General features: G+C 38.0%; 10 protein-coding genes, 1 rRNA gene, 1 CRISPR repeat array and 1 riboswitch. Of the genes, 9 read left to right on the top strand and 2 right to left on the bottom strand.

All coding sequences use genetic code 11. The features are described from left to right. The first annotated feature begins 3 nt into the window (after positions 1 to 3). The 5 genes from cas1b (at position 4) to ciss_RS01045 (ending at position 11,840) form a co-directional block, all read left to right on the top strand. Positions 4 to 987, top strand: coding sequence for a type I-B CRISPR-associated endonuclease Cas1b (gene cas1b / locus ciss_RS01070; protein ID WP_075864479.1), 984 nt, complete (start codon positions 4 to 6; stop codon positions 985 to 987). A gap of 1 nt (position 988) precedes the next feature. Next, positions 989 to 1,252 carry a CRISPR-associated endonuclease Cas2 gene (cas2, locus tag ciss_RS01065; RefSeq protein WP_028052971.1) on the top strand — a complete coding sequence of 88 codons (264 nt, stop codon included), beginning with the start codon at positions 989 to 991 and terminating at the stop codon, positions 1,250 to 1,252. Between the two features lie 156 nt (positions 1,253 to 1,408). Beyond that, positions 1,409 to 7,817: direct repeats of the CRISPR family, unit length 30 nt; unit sequence GTTTTAATAGAACCATTGTGGGATGGAAAT. 296 nt (positions 7,818 to 8,113) lie between these two features. Then, positions 8,114 to 8,320: an AIM24 family protein gene (locus ciss_RS13080; RefSeq protein WP_201787756.1), complete on the top strand. Its 207-nt coding sequence runs from the start codon at positions 8,114 to 8,116 to the stop codon at positions 8,318 to 8,320. A gap of 356 nt (positions 8,321 to 8,676) precedes the next feature. Then, positions 8,677 to 9,423 carry a CRISPR-associated endoribonuclease Cas6 gene (cas6, locus tag ciss_RS01055; RefSeq protein WP_075864478.1) on the top strand — a complete coding sequence of 249 codons (747 nt, stop codon included), beginning with the start codon at positions 8,677 to 8,679 and terminating at the stop codon, positions 9,421 to 9,423. Between the two features lie 1,487 nt (positions 9,424 to 10,910). Then, on the top strand, positions 10,911 to 11,840 hold the full coding sequence (locus tag ciss_RS01045; protein WP_075864476.1) for a DUF1848 domain-containing protein: 930 nt from the start codon (positions 10,911 to 10,913) through the stop codon (positions 11,838 to 11,840). 143 nt (positions 11,841 to 11,983) lie between these two features. On the opposite strand, the gene ciss_RS01040 is transcribed toward ciss_RS01045, so the two are convergent. Further along, a complete protein-coding gene (locus ciss_RS01040; RefSeq protein ID WP_075864475.1) occupies positions 11,984 to 13,462 on the bottom strand; it encodes a methyl-accepting chemotaxis protein in 1,479 nt (492 codons plus the stop codon). Positions 13,463 to 13,918: 456 nt separating this feature from the next. Then, a riboswitch (cyclic di-GMP riboswitch) is annotated at positions 13,919 to 14,008 on the bottom strand. A gap of 188 nt (positions 14,009 to 14,196) precedes the next feature. Between ciss_RS01040 and ciss_RS01035 the strand changes: the two genes are divergently transcribed. Continuing rightward, complete coding sequence (locus ciss_RS01035; protein WP_075864474.1) at positions 14,197 to 14,391, top strand: hypothetical protein; 195 nt, start codon at positions 14,197 to 14,199, stop codon at positions 14,389 to 14,391. A gap of 512 nt (positions 14,392 to 14,903) precedes the next feature. On the opposite strand, the gene ciss_RS13200 is transcribed toward ciss_RS01035, so the two are convergent. Beyond that, positions 14,904 to 15,050, bottom strand: a complete 147-nt coding sequence (locus tag ciss_RS13200) for a hypothetical protein (protein WP_166503956.1) — start codon at positions 15,048 to 15,050, stop codon at positions 14,904 to 14,906. 168 nt (positions 15,051 to 15,218) lie between these two features. Here ciss_RS13200 and ciss_RS01030 point away from each other — a divergent pair, with 168 nt between their 5' ends. From ciss_RS01030 to ciss_RS01020, 3 genes are all read left to right on the top strand, one after another. Beyond that, entirely contained in the window at positions 15,219 to 15,629 is a 411-nt protein-coding gene (locus tag ciss_RS01030; RefSeq protein WP_075864473.1) for a hypothetical protein, read from the top strand. 383 nt (positions 15,630 to 16,012) lie between these two features. Further along, on the top strand, positions 16,013 to 16,774 hold the full coding sequence (gene pstB / locus ciss_RS01025; RefSeq protein WP_088775844.1) for a phosphate ABC transporter ATP-binding protein PstB: 762 nt from the start codon (positions 16,013 to 16,015) through the stop codon (positions 16,772 to 16,774). Positions 16,775 to 17,198: 424 nt separating this feature from the next. Then, positions 17,199 to 17,387: ribosomal RNA gene (locus ciss_RS01020) — 16S ribosomal RNA — on the top strand; the annotation flags it as partial.

Here is a 17,387-nt window from a genome sequence, read left to right as displayed (position 1 = left end):
AATATGGGAAGAACGATTTATATTTTTAACAGCGGAAGGTTAAAAAGAAAAGATAACACCCTTTACTTTGAAACCGAAGAAAACAAGAAACCGCTACCGGTGGAAAATATTGAAAGCATTTATTTTTTTGGTGAGGTTGACTTAAATACTAAAGCGGTAAATTTTCTTGCTCAAAATAATATTACTCTTCACTTTTTTAACTATTATGGCTTTTATACCGGAAGCTTTATGCCAAGAGATTATTTAAATTCCGGCTTTCTTCTTGTAAAACAGGTAGAGCATTATCTTGATTTGGAAAAACGAATGACCATTGCCCGGGAAATAGTAGAAACGGCTTCTGATAATATTTTAAGGAATCTAAATTACTATAAAAATCGAGGGTATAGAGTAGAAAGCGAAATTAGCGGTATAGAAAGTTTAAAAAAGGAAATAAAAAGGGCCAAAGACCCAGAAGAACTAATGGCAATTGAAGGTAATATCCGGCAGTACTACTACCGGGCATTTCCGTTAATTACGGGGTATGAAATGGAAAAAAGAGTTAAAAGACCACCGGATAATATCTTAAATACTTTAATTTCTTTCGGGAATACGGTTTTTTATACTACAGTGCTTGCCCAAATTTACCATACCCAGTTAAACCCAACAATCAGCTATTTACACGAACCGGGGCAACGTCGGTTTTCTTTAGCCTTAGATTTAAGTGAAATTTTTAAGCCGATAATTGTAGATCGGGTGATTTTTACCGTATTAAATCGAAATATTATCACCGAAGATGATTTTGAAATCGAAGAAGGTTATTGTTTTTTAAAGGAAAAGGGCAAAAAAGCTTTTTTACAGGAGTATGAAGAAAAACTTCGCTCGACCATAGAGCACCGCAATTTAAAAAGACATGTATCATATCAAACCTTAATAAAATTAGAAGCTTATCGATTGATAAAACATTTAATTGGGGATGAAAACTACCGGGGATTCAGAGCGTGGTGGTAAGATGTATGTTATTATCGTTTACGATATTGGGGAAAAAAGAGTAGCCAAGGTGTGTAAGTTTTTAAGAAAATACCTTAACTGGGTGCAAAATTCTGTGTTTGAAGGGAACTTAACCGAAAGTCAGTTTGAAAAAGTAAAATATGGGCTAAAAAAATTAATTTGTGAAGAGGAAGATGCAGTGCTGTACTACGTTTTTTCAACTCCCAAGTGGGTGGAAAGGGGAATTTTAGGTAAGGAGAAAAATCCGATAAGTGATTTTTTGTAAAAAAGAGCAGGAAAATTCGGAATAAAAGCGAATAATAAGTGGCAAAGGAATAAAAAAGTCGTCGCTGCCCGGGGTTTTTTGCACTATCGGAGGTCGACGATGATTTTAAGGTTTTCACCTCCCTGAAGGCCTTATTTTTTAAGGCTTTCAGGATGGGTTTTAATAGAACCATTGTGGGATGGAAATGGTGGTAGTAAGTTGATAACTACTCAATATCAAAGTGGTTTTAATAGAACCATTGTGGGATGGAAATGCTCCTGTTGAGAAATAAATTGTTCCTGACCCTGCGTTTTAATAGAACCATTGTGGGATGGAAATTTGCGATATAAATTCTTCCATAAACTCCTGCCAAAGGGTTTTAATAGAACCATTGTGGGATGGAAATAGTGTTGGTTGAAGGGTCATATTCTTCATTAGTAGTAGTTTTAATAGAACCATTGTGGGATGGAAATGCCAATTCGTTCTATCGCCTGCTTGGCGATTGCTGCGTTTTAATAGAACCATTGTGGGATGGAAATAGGTTTTCGGAGGCTGGCCGCGCGGTCGTCCGGGAGGCGTTTTAATAGAACCATTGTGGGATGGAAATTTTATGCCGTTGTGGCCACGGCAACCAGTGAAGCATTAGTTTTAATAGAACCATTGTGGGATGGAAATGCATATAACGACCAATACGATTACATTCCTGGGCGAGATGGTTTTAATAGAACCATTGTGGGATGGAAATACGACAACAGTGCCAACAGTCCACTTCATCCACGTTGTTTTAATAGAACCATTGTGGGATGGAAATTTTCTTTTTGTGTTTCTGTTATCTGTAAAAATCCTTCGTTTTAATAGAACCATTGTGGGATGGAAATTCTTTTAAAATAATGTTTACTGCTGTTGTTTTTGCCAGAGTTTTAATAGAACCATTGTGGGATGGAAATTTTGTTTTTCTGCCCACGCTTTTTGTCCCGGTGTTCGTTTTAATAGAACCATTGTGGGATGGAAATAATCCAGAATTCAGTAAGTCTTTCGGTATCAATATAATCGTTTTAATAGAACCATTGTGGGATGGAAATGTAAACCGTTTAAATCGGTATCGGCAAAGCCCACGTTATGTTTTAATAGAACCATTGTGGGATGGAAATTGATTTATTTTGTTACCGGAAGGGATTGAATCCCTTCGTTTTAATAGAACCATTGTGGGATGGAAATTTGTTATAATAATCAATCATTGTTTTGTAAATTAATGTTTTAATAGAACCATTGTGGGATGGAAATTCTGCGAATTTGCCTGGGACGGCGAGGGAATATGCCCGTTTTAATAGAACCATTGTGGGATGGAAATGTAGATACAGGAGCCCTGCGCAATTCCATCACGGTTGGTTTTAATAGAACCATTGTGGGATGGAAATCTTGCGGCGCATTTCCATCAGACTGGAGTTCACCCAAGGTTTTAATAGAACCATTGTGGGATGGAAATTATGACGACGCAGCGACATATTCAGGGACATTGCAAGGTTTTAATAGAACCATTGTGGGATGGAAATTGGACTATTTTTAGGTGGAGCTTTGGGATTTATGCTTGGTTTTAATAGAACCATTGTGGGATGGAAATTGGCGCTATACCTATCTCAATCATTAAAGGTTCCTCGTTTTAATAGAACCATTGTGGGATGGAAATTAAATTCCGGATTGAAAATCTTGAACAAGCAAGCTGGGGTTTTAATAGAACCATTGTGGGATGGAAATTCCATTTCTACTATTCTTCGGGTATTAAACTTCTTTGTTTTAATAGAACCATTGTGGGATGGAAATTTTTAGAGTGGGAGGATGAAAAAATGCTGGTAACTGTGTTTTAATAGAACCATTGTGGGATGGAAATTGAAAATTTATTACGGTAAAGGCGCTATGTATGCGGAAGTTTTAATAGAACCATTGTGGGATGGAAATTTTTTTGTCATAAGCCGCCTGTTCTTTTGTTTTCTCATGAGTTTTAATAGAACCATTGTGGGATGGAAATTAAAATACTCGCAGTTGCACTTATCCACTACGAAGCGTTTTAATAGAACCATTGTGGGATGGAAATATTTTCGTCAGATATCTTTCTCTTTTTTTGTCGTAAGGTTTTAATAGAACCATTGTGGGATGGAAATAAAACTTCAACATTTTCTGGACTTCGGAAACCTCAGTTTTAATAGAACCATTGTGGGATGGAAATCGAACAATTTGCGGTTGTTCTCGTATAACGTTAGCCTGGTTTTAATAGAACCATTGTGGGATGGAAATTTCCTCCTTACAAAAACTACATGATACTTCTCTAAGTTTTAATAGAACCATTGTGGGATGGAAATATGCTAGAAAGAATTGTAATTCAAAAATATTACTTTTGTTTTAATAGAACCATTGTGGGATGGAAATAATTCTTTGGCCTCTTTGTAGGTTATATATTTAACCGTTTTAATAGAACCATTGTGGGATGGAAATGTTCATAGCCTCACCACCTCAAAATCAACTACCCATACCAGTTTTAATAGAACCATTGTGGGATGGAAATCTCTGGGTAGTGCGGGATGCACTACCTGGGGCGGTTTTTGTTTTAATAGAACCATTGTGGGATGGAAATTTTTGCCCCATACAACTACATCGAAGAAATCCGCTTCGGTTTTAATAGAACCATTGTGGGATGGAAATTAAACTTAAATTTCGGCTTTATTTCGAATTGCGTTTGTTTTAATAGAACCATTGTGGGATGGAAATTAAACTTAAATTTCGGCTTTATTTCGAATTGCGTTTGTTTTAATAGAACCATTGTGGGATGGAAATTACATTACAGGGGTTGTGGCAGCTTGGTTTGAGAAGGTTTTAATAGAACCATTGTGGGATGGAAATGAAACTGTGGATGGCGGTAATAGCGGCAATAGTAGCCGTTTTAATAGAACCATTGTGGGATGGAAATATAAGAAGGTCAGAGGCAGGCTGACGTTGCAGGACATGTTTTAATAGAACCATTGTGGGATGGAAATTTGATAGGTCTTGACTGCATTTTCTGTATTAGGGCCAGTTTTAATAGAACCATTGTGGGATGGAAATTGAATTCATACGTGAGGTAACAGATCGGCTGGCGCGAATTGTTTTAATAGAACCATTGTGGGATGGAAATCGCGACACTTCTCCTGAAAGCCGGTATTCACCCCAAAAGTTTTAATAGAACCATTGTGGGATGGAAATGTAATAATGGTTTTAGTTGGCGTCTTTATGATTTAGCGGTTTTAATAGAACCATTGTGGGATGGAAATTCGCTTCTGCAACATTATCTTGAACAAGACGGCTTCTTGTTTTAATAGAACCATTGTGGGATGGAAATATACAATGAACCCCTGGGATTGGGTCAGGTATTGGTTGAGTTTTAATAGAACCATTGTGGGATGGAAATTCGCTTCTGCAACATTATCTTGAACAAGACGGCTTCTTGTTTTAATAGAACCATTGTGGGATGGAAATGTACTACTATCTTCCACCCCTCCGTTTTTGCCACCTGTTTTAATAGAACCATTGTGGGATGGAAATAATCTTATGATGCACTATATCCCCGGGTTTGCCGCATGTTTTAATAGAACCATTGTGGGATGGAAATGCGAAAAGGGTTGAACTTATTCAGACAGTTAGAACCGGGTTTTAATAGAACCATTGTGGGATGGAAATAGGGGAAGTAGCAATGAAACCCTGGGCTGAGAAGTTTTGTTTTAATAGAACCATTGTGGGATGGAAATTTCATAAAATAACTTAAAACTTTTAGCAATTGCTTCGTTTTAATAGAACCATTGTGGGATGGAAATCGTAAAGACGACCAGCAGTACCCGCGACGGGCTTATTGTTTTAATAGAACCATTGTGGGATGGAAATCAAGAATGGGGTAGGCATTGGAACGGCGGTGATTATGTTTTAATAGAACCATTGTGGGATGGAAATGTTTATTGTTTAACCCAAGCGGTTATTCTAGATGATAGTTTTAATAGAACCATTGTGGGATGGAAATATGGGGCCGAGGAACGTATTAGCTGCGTCGGAGTTAGTTTTAATAGAACCATTGTGGGATGGAAATGCAGCTCAGCTACCTCCTGGGCAATTCGCATAAACCTGTTTTAATAGAACCATTGTGGGATGGAAATCTTCTGCCCCTGCTTGTCCTCGTATGAACGGCTTCGGTTTTAATAGAACCATTGTGGGATGGAAATGTAAAACTGGACTTAGCTTTCCAAAAACAACATCAAGATAGTTTTAATAGAACCATTGTGGGATGGAAATTTTCGTACCCAGATGCAGGAGGTACTTCAACAATAACGTTTTAATAGAACCATTGTGGGATGGAAATATACTCATAGAAGGCATGGAAAAACGCTTCCCCAACGTTTTAATAGAACCATTGTGGGATGGAAATGCAGGAAGACAAAAGATTGAGCAGGTTAGGAATACCCGTTTTAATAGAACCATTGTGGGATGGAAATTCAGTATGCGCCAGCTGAGGGTTTGCCGAACCAGCTCGTTTTAATAGAACCATTGTGGGATGGAAATGCCGTGTCGGTATTAGAAATTAGCTTCTGCCCTTACCGTTTTAATAGAACCATTGTGGGATGGAAATTAAAAACGGGAACTCCTGCAAGTAAGCCTCAAACTTAAGTTTTAATAGAACCATTGTGGGATGGAAATTCGTAAAATTTTCTCATTTTTCATTCCCCCTTTAGTTAGTTTTAATAGAACCATTGTGGGATGGAAATGAGTAATTAAAACTGCTTCTCCGGTTAATCCGGATGGTTTTAATAGAACCATTGTGGGATGGAAATAACTTAAGAAAGCTGTGAAAGTGGTTGGGAATGTAGCGTTTTAATAGAACCATTGTGGGATGGAAATGCCTTTGCAGTGACCTTTGAATAGCAATTGTCCCTTCGTTTTAATAGAACCATTGTGGGATGGAAATAAGCTTTCTAAGATAGAAAAAGAATTGGGTCATGTAGAGTTTTAATAGAACCATTGTGGGATGGAAATAATAAAGGTGAAACTGTAAATTACTATTTGGGATGGGTTTTAATAGAACCATTGTGGGATGGAAATGCCTTTTACTTTGCGAATATTTTAAAAAAGGTGTTGAGTTTTAATAGAATCATTGTGGGATGGAAATGCCTAACGGCCGCCCTTGACAACGGCCGGCCGGTGGTTTTAATAGAACCATTGTGGGATGGAAATGAGTTGAAAGAGAACGACGAGAAGAGTGCTTGAGTGGTTTTAATAGAACCATTGTGGGATGGAAATTTTGCAGTAAATGTTACTATTGTCAAAATAAACGCAAAGTTTTAATAGAACCATTGTGGGATGGAAATCACTTTCACCTGAATGAGAGAGGCCATTTCGTGGTTAAGTTTTAATAGAACCATTGTGGGATGGAAATACTGAGTTATCCAGTTTTGCAAACTGGATTAAGTCTTTGTTTTAATAGAACCATTGTGGGATGGAAATCTCGATGATACGAATAACCCGCCTACTCCATCTAAAGTTTTAATAGAACCATTGTGGGATGGAAATTTGCTGAAATTTTAGAAGCGTTCTCCAGGTAGTCCCGTTTTAATAGAACCATTGTGGGATGGAAATGTCAGCAAATGGAAGGTGCTGAAATTGCGTCTGAACGTTTTAATAGAACCATTGTGGGATGGAAATGCATCTTTTAATGCGCCATAGAAAATAGGTGCAACGTTTTAATAGAACCATTGTGGGATGGAAATTGAAGAGCAGGAGCGGGCCGGGTAGGGTTGCCTTGTCAAGTTTTAATAGAACCATTGTGGGATGGAAATGCGAATAAGCTATATCGAAAGGTACGGAGCTTGCGGGTTTTAATAGAACCATTGTGGGATGGAAATTTTCTCGTCAACTTCGTATTTCTTCTTCTCAACGAAGTTTTAATAGAACCATTGTGGGATGGAAATGATGGTAAGGAGCACCAAGCAATAAAGCCAGGTCCTCGGTTTTAATAGAACCATTGTGGGATGGAAATTAAAACATACTCTAATCTTGTCCAATCAATTAATTTTGTTTTAATAGAACCATTGTGGGATGGAAATTTGTCAAGGGCAAGCCGGAAAGCCGAGCGACGGGAGGGTTTTAATAGAACCATTGTGGGATGGAAATCTTCCTACAATTTGGGCAAAACTTAGCGCCCTCAGGTAGTTTTAATAGAACCATTGTGGGATGGAAATAACGCTTACTAATTTTTGGTGCTTCCGGTTCAGCATAGTTTTAATAGAACCATTGTGGGATGGAAATTATTAAATATCCTCATAGTATCGTAACGGTTAGCAAGTTTTAATAGAACCATTGTGGGATGGAAATCCATATTACCGAAGGAAACCTCGAACAGGTTTTCGCTGTTTTAATAGAACCATTGTGGGATGGAAATCTCCGCAGTTTTGGGATGCTTTGGGTAATTACCTTATCGTTTTAATAGAACCATTGTGGGATGGAAATATTGGTTTATCCGGATGTTTCGTGATTATGGTATACGGTTTTAATAGAACCATTGTGGGATGGAAACATAGGGCAGGCATTTTAGTACCATTCAGGACATACAGGGTCTTGAAATTTTTACGAAAAAGATGGTGAAACGATGGCTGTCAAATGCCGTATGTTTACTCGCCGTTATGTAATTTACGAACTTGACCGAGCCCTTTGGTAAGTTTAAAGGAAAATAATTTAAAAAAATTATGCGGGAGATTTTAAAATATAAGGGTGATGTTTTTATGAATTTTAAAATTGTGGTGGAGACTTTGCCGGTCGTAATTTTAACCATGGGAAAGGGAGAAAGGGTTTTTACGCAGGCTGGTGGCATGGGTGGACCGAGGCCATGTAGCAATGTTTGAGCCTACTGTTACCTTTGAGATTGAAATGGTAAAAGGGTTTAGTAATATCCTGTTTGGCGGAGAAGGATTGTTTCTTGCTACTTTGAAGGGGCCGGGCAAGGTATGGCTCCAATCTCTGCCAATAGAAAATCTGGCAGCAAGGCTTATCCCTTATCTTCCTGCTTCGAAAGGAGATTAAGGGGAGGTTGAAAAAGCGTTTAAAAGCTGAAAAATTATTCGAACCGATTTAGGTTTGAGAAAAATTGTTGGGCCGGTTCCTGCTGGCTTGAATTATTTGTGTTAAGTTGGGGAGTTATTTTAGGCTGCTTTAAGAGGAAAAGGGAAAAACTCAGAGAATAGTAAAATACCAGTAAAGAACTCCGAAAAAGTTACTCTGAAGTAATTACTTATTAGCAAACGAAATTACCAAAAAGGGAAAAGCGGCCGGAACCGCCCTTAGGCAGGTAAATCAGAAACTGCAAAGAAAATATATTAAGGGATAAACTTAGCTGTGTACCAAATTTAATCGAACAATTTTTGGATTGGAGGAAAATTATGCGCATAGAAGTACTTTTAAAACCGCGGGAGAAAGCGGTCTTTTTACCGTTTAATTACCAGTATCAGATTACCTCAGCAATTTATGAAACTATAGCTAAATCATCACCGGATTTTGCTAAAAAACTTCATGATGAAGGTTTTGGGGAGCGGCGATTTAAGTTTTTTACCTTTTCGCAAATTTTGGCCAAAAGGAAGAAAATAACTTCTGAAGGTTTTTGGGTGATAGGGGAGTTTTCCTTGAAAATAAGTTCACCTCTCTATGAGTTTTTACTTCATCTTTTAAACGGATTATTTAAAGACCACAAATTTAAAATTGGCCGGGAAGAGTTTACGGTAAAAGGCGCTTATATCAGAGAAAATCCCGAAATAAAGCCTGGCCAGATTTTTGTTTGCTTATCTCCCATAGTGGTTAGCACTATTAAAGAAGGTTATGCCACGCCCTATTATATTAGGTATACCGAAGAGCCGGAATTTTTTTCGGAAAAAATCCGGCAAAATCTTTTGCGGAAATTTGAAACATATTACGGCCGTCTTCCGGCGGATGACCGTTTGATTTTCTTTTTTGACGAGGAATATTTAAAAAAAAATAAAGGAACAAAGCTTATCCACTACCGGGACCAAAAAATCTTGGGATATCTGGCTCCTTTTACGGTGGAAGGCTCTTCTGAGCTTATTGCTTTTGGTTATGATACCGGTTTTGGGGAGAAAAACAGCATGGGCTTTGGGTGTGTGGAGGTAAAATAAAAAAGAGTGAAGAGTTTTAGGTGTTAAAGTTGCGGCCTCAAAGAGAAAATTTTTGGGGTCTTTTTTTATGGAAAATTTTTTTGGCAGCTCATATTAAATTGTAAAAGCAGGAGATATTAGTGGTACTTTATTTTGCGGATAGCGGAGTCGTAAAATGGGATTAAGTGTCGAAATATGCGAATTATGTCAAAAAGTATTTGCCGCAAATAACAAGGAATTGTAAAACAAATGCAGAAGAATATTATTCGACGTATTAACAGGTCATTCCAGAAATACGGTAAGAAAATACCTCAGAGCAGGTGACATTTCTGAAAGGAAGCCCCATCCCCAAAAGGTCACAACTCGCCCGACTTCCGAATAAAAAGACTCTAACCGAATTTGACCTTACCTCCCAGCCCGGTATCGATGGAAAAGGACAGGTTAAAAACCGGTCTCTACGGTAACCCACATATCAAAGCTTAATTAAAAAAAGCAAGGTTGGTCAATTTAAAACCGTTGAAAATGGGTCAATTTAAATCTGCTATTGACAAAAAACATACAGCGTAGAACGAGTGAACAGCCGATTAGACGTTTCTTTCGGCTTTAAAATGCACACAATCCGAGGGATGGAAGGAAGAAGGAGGAATGTTATCAGTGCAGTATAACCGAATAAAAGTTAAAAGAAAGGTAATTTTGATTTTAGTCACCTTGCTAATTTTGTTAATTGTTACTCTAAATATTAAAATCTTATACTTTTTCCAGGAAGGAAATCCAATTATCGCCATCTGGGGAGGCAGTACTGGGTGCCTCTGTATTTCGAGCGCCCGATAACTGCAATAATGGATCCTGCCCCCTGGTGGTCGAGGAAGATACTCCCATTGAAATGGTCTCCCGGATTGCCATGAACCGGAATAGGCTCAAGCTTTACGATTATATTATTGTGACCAGAAACCAGCTGTTTAAAGGGATTGTATTGGTCCGGACTCTCCTTGATACTATGACCAGAATCCGGCTAGAAATGGCCAAAGGGGCCAACCCGACCGGATTGCCGGGGAATTATAATGGTAACGGTGCAGGAAATCAATGCTCTGGATTTAAAAGTTTTCCAGGGCATTTTTTATTGGTTCTTGATGGTTTTCTAAGTTGTGTTGGATGGAATTTTGGAAAAAATTTTTTCTTAAAAGCCTGGACCCAATAGCTTATTAGTTTTTTCTGAAACCAAGGATGATTATAACCGGCTGCTTCTCTAATCCTTAAGGAACACCTTATTAAATAATTATCCCGGGTTAGAAGTTATAAGCGAAAATCATAATTACAGTCGGGAAGTGAAGTTGCCTTATGAATACCGGCAAGAAGTACTAAAAGTTTTAGATGGAAGTAATCGTTTGATTCCGCGGAAAAATGTGAAATACTACAGTTTAGTTTTGCGGAAAAATGGTTAAGCAAAACCTCTAATTGACCAGAACAAAAGTTCGATAGTAAACTCTTAATAGAGGAGCGTGATATTAATGCAGATAATTAGCGCCAGTCGACGAACCGACATTCCGGCTTTTTACGGCGAATGGTTTATGAATAGAATAAGGGAAGGGTATTTTATTTTTAAAAATCCTTATAATGCTAAACAAATGAGCAAAGTTTCTCTTCGTCCCGAGGATGTTACTGCAATTGTTTTCTGGACTAAAAATCCTGCTCCTTTTATGAAGTACCTTGATGAGCTGCAGGATAGAGGTTATCGCTTTTATTTTCAATATACTTTAAACGGCTACGGCCCGGAAATGGAGCCCTTTTTACCGTCCCTGGAAAAGCGGATAGAAACCTTTAAAAAGCTATCGGAAAAAATCGGTAAAGAGAAAGTTATCTGGCGTTATGACCCGATAATCTTCAGTAATGTTCACGATGGTAATTTTTACCGGGAGAAATTTTCGTATATTTTAAATGAATTAAAAGATTTTACCACCCGGGTGGTGATAAGTTTTGTCGATGAATACCGCAAAGCTACCGTGAATTTTAAGAAGCTGAAAGAAGAAGAAATAGAGATTTATCAGCCTCCGGAAGTGATAATAAAGAGTTTTGCCGCTTTTATGGCAAAAGAAGCGAGAGAAGCAGGCTTAAAAATTCAGAGCTGCGCTGAAAATATGGCTTTTCTACCTGAAGTAGGTATTATGCCTGGTAAATGTATTGATGCGGATTATATTGAAAAAGTATTTTCCCTTACTTTACCCGAAAAACTCCACTTAAAAGATAAAAGCCAGCGCCAGGAATGTGGCTGTGTGGTCAGTAAAGATGTAGGCATTTACGATACCTGCCTTCACGGGTGTAAATACTGTTATGCTGGAAATTATGAAGCGGGAAGGAAAAATTACGAAAAACATGACCCAAACTCTCCTTTATTAATTGGGAAGTATGATGATGAAAATGAGCAGCTATCACTTTTTTAAAAATTATGAAAGCCGGGTAAAGGGGGGTAAACTTGTAGAGTTTAAATATAAGCCGGAGGGGTGTCTTTAAGCCCATATTCATTTAAAGCCTGAGCAAGTTAATATATAAAAGCCCTGCCAAACTGGCAGGGCTTAATCTGTAGTTACACTTTAAATTGATTAATAGCATTTTCTAGTTCGTTGGCAATTAAGTTTAAATTTTGAGCAACTGCTGCCAGCTCTTCAGAGGATGCTGAAAGCTCTTGGGATGTAGCTGCAACTTCTTCGGAGGCAGCAGAGTTTTCTTCGGTTACGGCACTTATTTGTTGGATCTTTTCAGCTATTTCGTCCACAGCCTGTAAAATATCTCCAAAAGCCATTACAGAGGCTTCTACGGCTTTAACTTGCTCTTTAATGAAATTATCAACATTTTCTGAGGTTTTAATTACCTCGTTGGCATCATTTTGTACGGAGAAAATTATTTTAGTAATTTCGTCGGTCGAACTTTTGGATTTTTCGGCGAGCTTTCTTACTTCTTCGGCAACTACTGCAAATCCCTTTCCAGCTTCGCCAGCCCGGGCTGCTTCAATAGCTGCATTTAAAGCTAGCAAATTGGTCTGGTCAGAAATTTCGGTTATTGTGTTGGCCACACTGCTTATATTCATTATTGAGGAAGCCAGAATTTTAACCTTCTCAACAACCAGCTCGAACGATGATTTTATTTGCTGGATTGATTTTACAAGATTATCCATTTCTTCTTTTCCTGAATTTGCCTTTGTTGCTGTATCTTCTGTTAGCGCTGCGATATTTGCTAAATCTTGAGATTGGGTAGAAGCTCCAGCAGAGACCTGTTGCATTGCTTTAGCAACTTCCTGGGAAGAGGTTGCCATACTTTCGGAAGTACTTGAGAGACCTTCGGATTCTTTGACAAGGATATTTGATTTTTCTTTTACATGATTTATTATTTGACTTATTGACTGTATCATTGTGTTTATGCTGCTGGCAAGAACTCCAATTTCATCTTTGCTTTTATAATCGATGCTTATCCGGAGATTGCCGCTTGCTACTTGTTCTACTTTTTCAGTTAAATCAGATAAAGGTTTTGAAATTTTTCTTTGGCTCAAAATCCAGATTAATACCAGGATAAGGAGGTTAATGCCGAAAAGGACAATTTGAATTGTTTTTAGTGTTATTACTTTACCTCTGGAATATTCTTCGGCGGCTGTTACTGCTTTGTTTGTTAAGTCAAAAAATGCTTCGCTTTCCTGTAAAAGAGTTTCCGGTTGAGCTTTACCCTGTCTTACCTTGTTGATTGATTCTTTTAAATTTTGCCATGCTTTTTCTACTTCTTTCATGTTGGCAATAAATTTTTGATCTGTTACTTTTGGTAATTGCAGGTCTTTATCGCCATTAATTAGACCGTTTATTACCTTATCTATTTTGGAAATTAGTTCGTTGGATGGTTTGCCTGATATTTCTAACTTAATAAGTCGCTGAACACCTCCTCTTACTACGCCAGCATAGTTCACTATTCTGCTGTCATTTACCATTCCATTTAAATATGAATAGACCGCAAATAAGTTGATTAAAGAAAAAATGAGAAGTACTGAGAGGATAATTTTAAGACTTGTGCTGATTTTCATGTTTTTTCCTCCTCATAGATGATTTTATAAGTAAACGATTTTTTTGTTTACAACCTCAGAAGTTGCATACATTTTACATTTCCTTACTTTAAATAACGTATAAGTCCCTTTATCCCGTTCCAGCTTGCGCGTAATTTTTTCAGCCTTATCCCAGACTATTTCCAGCCTGTCAACCCAGCTTCATCTTAAAGGAGTAGCGTTACAGCAGGTAAAACATAGACTTTCGTGGTTTTTGGCATTATCTATGTAACGGCTTAACGCAATCGGGACAAAGTTTTCGTTTTTTGCGCGATACATACTCAAACTCTTTTCCGCATTTTTTACAAATAGACTTTTGCTTTTTTTAGGTTTGTTAGATATTTTCTATCCCTCCTTTCCTTTCAATGTTTTATGGTGTAAATGCGAATAAAATAACCCTTCTGCCGCAAGGCAAAAGGGTCCCCTCTTCCTTAAACCTTCGGCAGCTGGCTGGCATAGTAGCGTAAAACTACCTTAGCCCCTGTAGCTTTGCGTCGCCGGCTTTCGCCGGGTTTGCCTTTATCGGGAAATGAGTGTTGAAATTTATAAGTAATTTTAAAGATATTTCTTACAAAATTCTTACAAAGGTGATTTTCAACATAAAAAGTGACTCGTAGTTTATATGGAAAAAATTTTTTGGAGGGAGAGAAGTATTATAGTGGAAGGAAAAGGACAGATGAGTTTGAATTAAACCAATGAAAAGAGATGAAGTATAAATGAAAATTCTTATTTCTCCGCTGGGAATGTCATCAGGATTATTATTTTCGGCGCTTTATCATGTAAAGCCGGATTTTTTATTTTGTCTAACCTCTGAGAAAGGAAAAGAAAGACTTCCAGATATAATGGAAAAAGCAGACTATTTAGGAGGGTATTTGGTTTTTCTTGTTGATGATCCTTTTACAGCTTTTTAGCGAACGGAATAGGTCTGGAGAAGCTTAAAAGATTTGCTGGCTTCCGATGTTGATGTAGTTGTAAATATCACTGAGGGTACGACAGTCCTTCAGTATCTGATGGCGCCGTTTGTTCGTACCTGCAGGACCACTTACTTGAATCCTGATTTGCCAAAAAAGAAGGTTTTGTTTTAAAGAGGGGAGAAGTTTATGGTATTATTCCTGCAAGGGGCTGGACAGTAGGTTTTGTAGTGGAAACTTCTGCACGAAGTGAAAGGCAGAAAGAAGCAGCGGTAGAGTATTTGAATGCGAATTTAGAGGAGATTTTTTATTAAGAAAATTGTGGTAAAAAAATAATTCGGAAGGTAAGCTCCTTTAAATATAAAAAATTGTTTATTTGAAGGAGATAGACTTTTACTGGCTTGGAAAATCCAATTAGGTGAAGCAAATATTAAACATAGAATTGGCAAAGTTTTATATGAATGGAAATGTTTAAGAATGTTACTTTTGAAATGAGAGAGACAGTTTATCCGTTAGCTGTCTGGCTTACGGGAGATGGCATGATACTTAAGGATTTTTTGCTGAGCGTAACTGCAAAAACGTTCCAGAAGTTGTTTTTCATAGCTCTGAAGATAGGAAAGTTTTTTGGAAAAATCGGTGGTATCAAGGTCGTATAACAAAGGCAAACCCCCTGCTTAAGCCTTTATGGTAGAAAAAGAAAATATTATTAAGTTATAAAATTAAACAAAATTTGACAAAATCCTTCTTTTGTTTATTCCTGATTAGCAGGAAAAAAACCGGAGAAAGAGAAATAATATAATGAACCTAATTTTACGGGAGGGCTGCCGGTGGGTAAATACGTTTACTGTGAAGATGATACGGTTTGGAAGTATGTGGCGGGGCTTCAGGATCCGGAACTTTACCGGGTTCCAAAGAAGCTCGGGATTGGTGAGTATGAAAGTAAGGGTGGGTATGAAATTCTGCGGCTAAAGGTTGAAGATGTTCCGCTCATTCGGCAGTACCTGGAGCAAAAAGAGTTTGCCAAACTAAAGGATGAATTTAACCGGCTTTATTTAGAAAATACGGAAGTGGATGAGAAAGGGGAACGATGGCCGGTAGAAGGGTATCATGAAATTGTTGAGAAATTTACCCGACTTTACAATTATTATTTCCTGTCCATGTTAGAAGAAATTGCCAATTATATTGAAAACAAGGCATTGTCCGGGAAAAAGGTGTTTGAGTTTAGAGGGGAATTTTAAGAAAATTGTTCAAGCCTGCTCGGGCAGGCTTTTTTGTATGTAAAAAAATAACCGGAGAAAACTCCGGGGGCAAAAATGAAGGTTGTGTGCTTATTGTATTTTTATACCACTAATTTAGTAAATATTCAATACTTTTTTTAATTTTTTTATGTACTAAATTTAAAAAATATGGAAATATTTGTTGGTGTAGAGAAAAGTTAAAGGTGGAAATTAAAAATTAGACAGTTTATGTTAAGAAAAATTTAATTCTAGCATAATATAAACTCAATAAAAAACTAATATAATAAGTCATATGAAAAAGTAATTGAGCTGGAACTAAAAGTTAGAGGAGTTGTGAGAAGTTAAAATAATGGTGAGATTAATGCAGCATTGGAGGATAAGAGATGCTGTCTGAGGTTAAAATTAAAGTTCGGGATTTGAATTTATATTACGGTAACTTTCAAGCGTTAAAAAACATAAGTTTGGATATTTATAAAAATGAAGTTACAGCCCTAATTGGTCCTTCGGGATGCGGAAAATCGACTTTTTTACGAACGTTAAACCGTATGAATGATTTAATTCCCGGGGTAAAAATTGAGGGTTCAATTTTATTTGATGGTGTTGATATTTATAAGGAAAATTTTGATGTGGTGGAACTTAGGAAAAGAGTAGGAATGGTTTTTCAATCGCCCAATCCTTTTCCTAAGTCGGTTTACGAAAACGTAGCTTATGCGCCAAGAATTCATGGGTTAAAAGATAAGAGGAAATTAGATGAAATTGTTGAAAAAAGCCTTCGCGGAGCAGCATTGTGGGATGAGGTGAAAGATAGGCTTCATAAACCTGCTACCGGGTTATCAGGGGGCCAGCAGCAAAGGCTTTGTATTGCCCGGGCATTGGCTATTGAACCGGAAGTGCTTTTAATGGATGAACCAACTTCGGCCCTGGATCCAATTTCTACTATGCGAATTGAAGAGCTTATCCAGGAATTAAAGAAAAAATACACGATAGTAATTGTTACCCACAACATGCAGCAGGCGGCTCGAATTTCAGACAAAACTGCCTTTTTCCTGAATGGTGAATTAATTGAAATGGATAGGACCGAGGTTATCTTTACTAAACCCCGGGATCGCCGGACGGAAGATTACATTACCGGTCGTTTTGGTTAAAAAATTGTCGAAAAACGCTGGTAGTTGAGTTTGCCGGCGTTTTTTATTTTTTTACCCTTTTTTAGGGAGAAAATTGCGAGGAAATTGCCCTTGAAAAAGGGTAAAGGAATTTGATATATTAAGAAAGCGTCCCGCGGGACAAGGGAGCAAAAACCCCTTGACAGGGGACGCGAAGATATGATAAATTAAGAGACGTCGCCGACGGCAGGAAACGCCGAAAGCGACAGGTACCTTGGCAAGGGAATAACGGCAAGCGGACCGTACTCGGGAAGGGTACGGAAGCAAAAAAGCTTGGATTGACCCTTTCATAGGACCTAACCTGTGCGAAACAGGTTTAGATACCGGGGTCCCCAAAAAATCGGAAGATTTTTTGGGGTAGCACTTCGGGGTCCCCGCAAAAAGCGAAGCTTTTTGTGGGGGTGACTTTATGGAGGGTTTGATCCTGGCTCAGGACGAACGCTGGCGGCGTGCCTAACACATGCAAGTCGTGCGATCTTGGAGGTTAGCTTGCTGACCTCCAGGATAGCGGCGGACGGGTGAGTAACGCGTGGGTGACCTACCTGTAAGACCGGGATAACCCTGGGAAACCGGGGCTAATACCGGATACGCTATC

Origin of the sequence: Carboxydothermus islandicus (genome assembly GCF_001950325.1) — a bacterium.
Classification (GTDB): Bacteria; Bacillota; Z-2901; order Carboxydothermales; family Carboxydothermaceae; genus Carboxydothermus; species Carboxydothermus islandicus.
Note: the sequence above shows the minus strand (reverse complement) of the source record. Positions and strands in the feature narration are given on the sequence as shown.

Coding starts and splice junctions, on each gene's coding strand:
- cas1b (WP_075864479.1), top strand. CDS start 4: ATGGGAAGAACGATTTATATTTTTAACAGCGGAAGGTTAAAAAGAAAA.
- ciss_RS01035 (WP_075864474.1), top strand. CDS start 14,197: ATGAAAATTCTTATTTCTCCGCTGGGAATGTCATCAGGATTATTATTT.
- ciss_RS01040 (WP_075864475.1), bottom strand. CDS start 13,462: ATGAAAATCAGCACAAGTCTTAAAATTATCCTCTCAGTACTTCTCATT.
- pstB (WP_088775844.1), top strand. CDS start 16,013: ATGCTGTCTGAGGTTAAAATTAAAGTTCGGGATTTGAATTTATATTAC.
- cas6 (WP_075864478.1), top strand. CDS start 8,677: ATGCGCATAGAAGTACTTTTAAAACCGCGGGAGAAAGCGGTCTTTTTA.
- ciss_RS01045 (WP_075864476.1), top strand. CDS start 10,911: ATGCAGATAATTAGCGCCAGTCGACGAACCGACATTCCGGCTTTTTAC.
- cas2 (WP_028052971.1), top strand. CDS start 989: ATGTATGTTATTATCGTTTACGATATTGGGGAAAAAAGAGTAGCCAAG.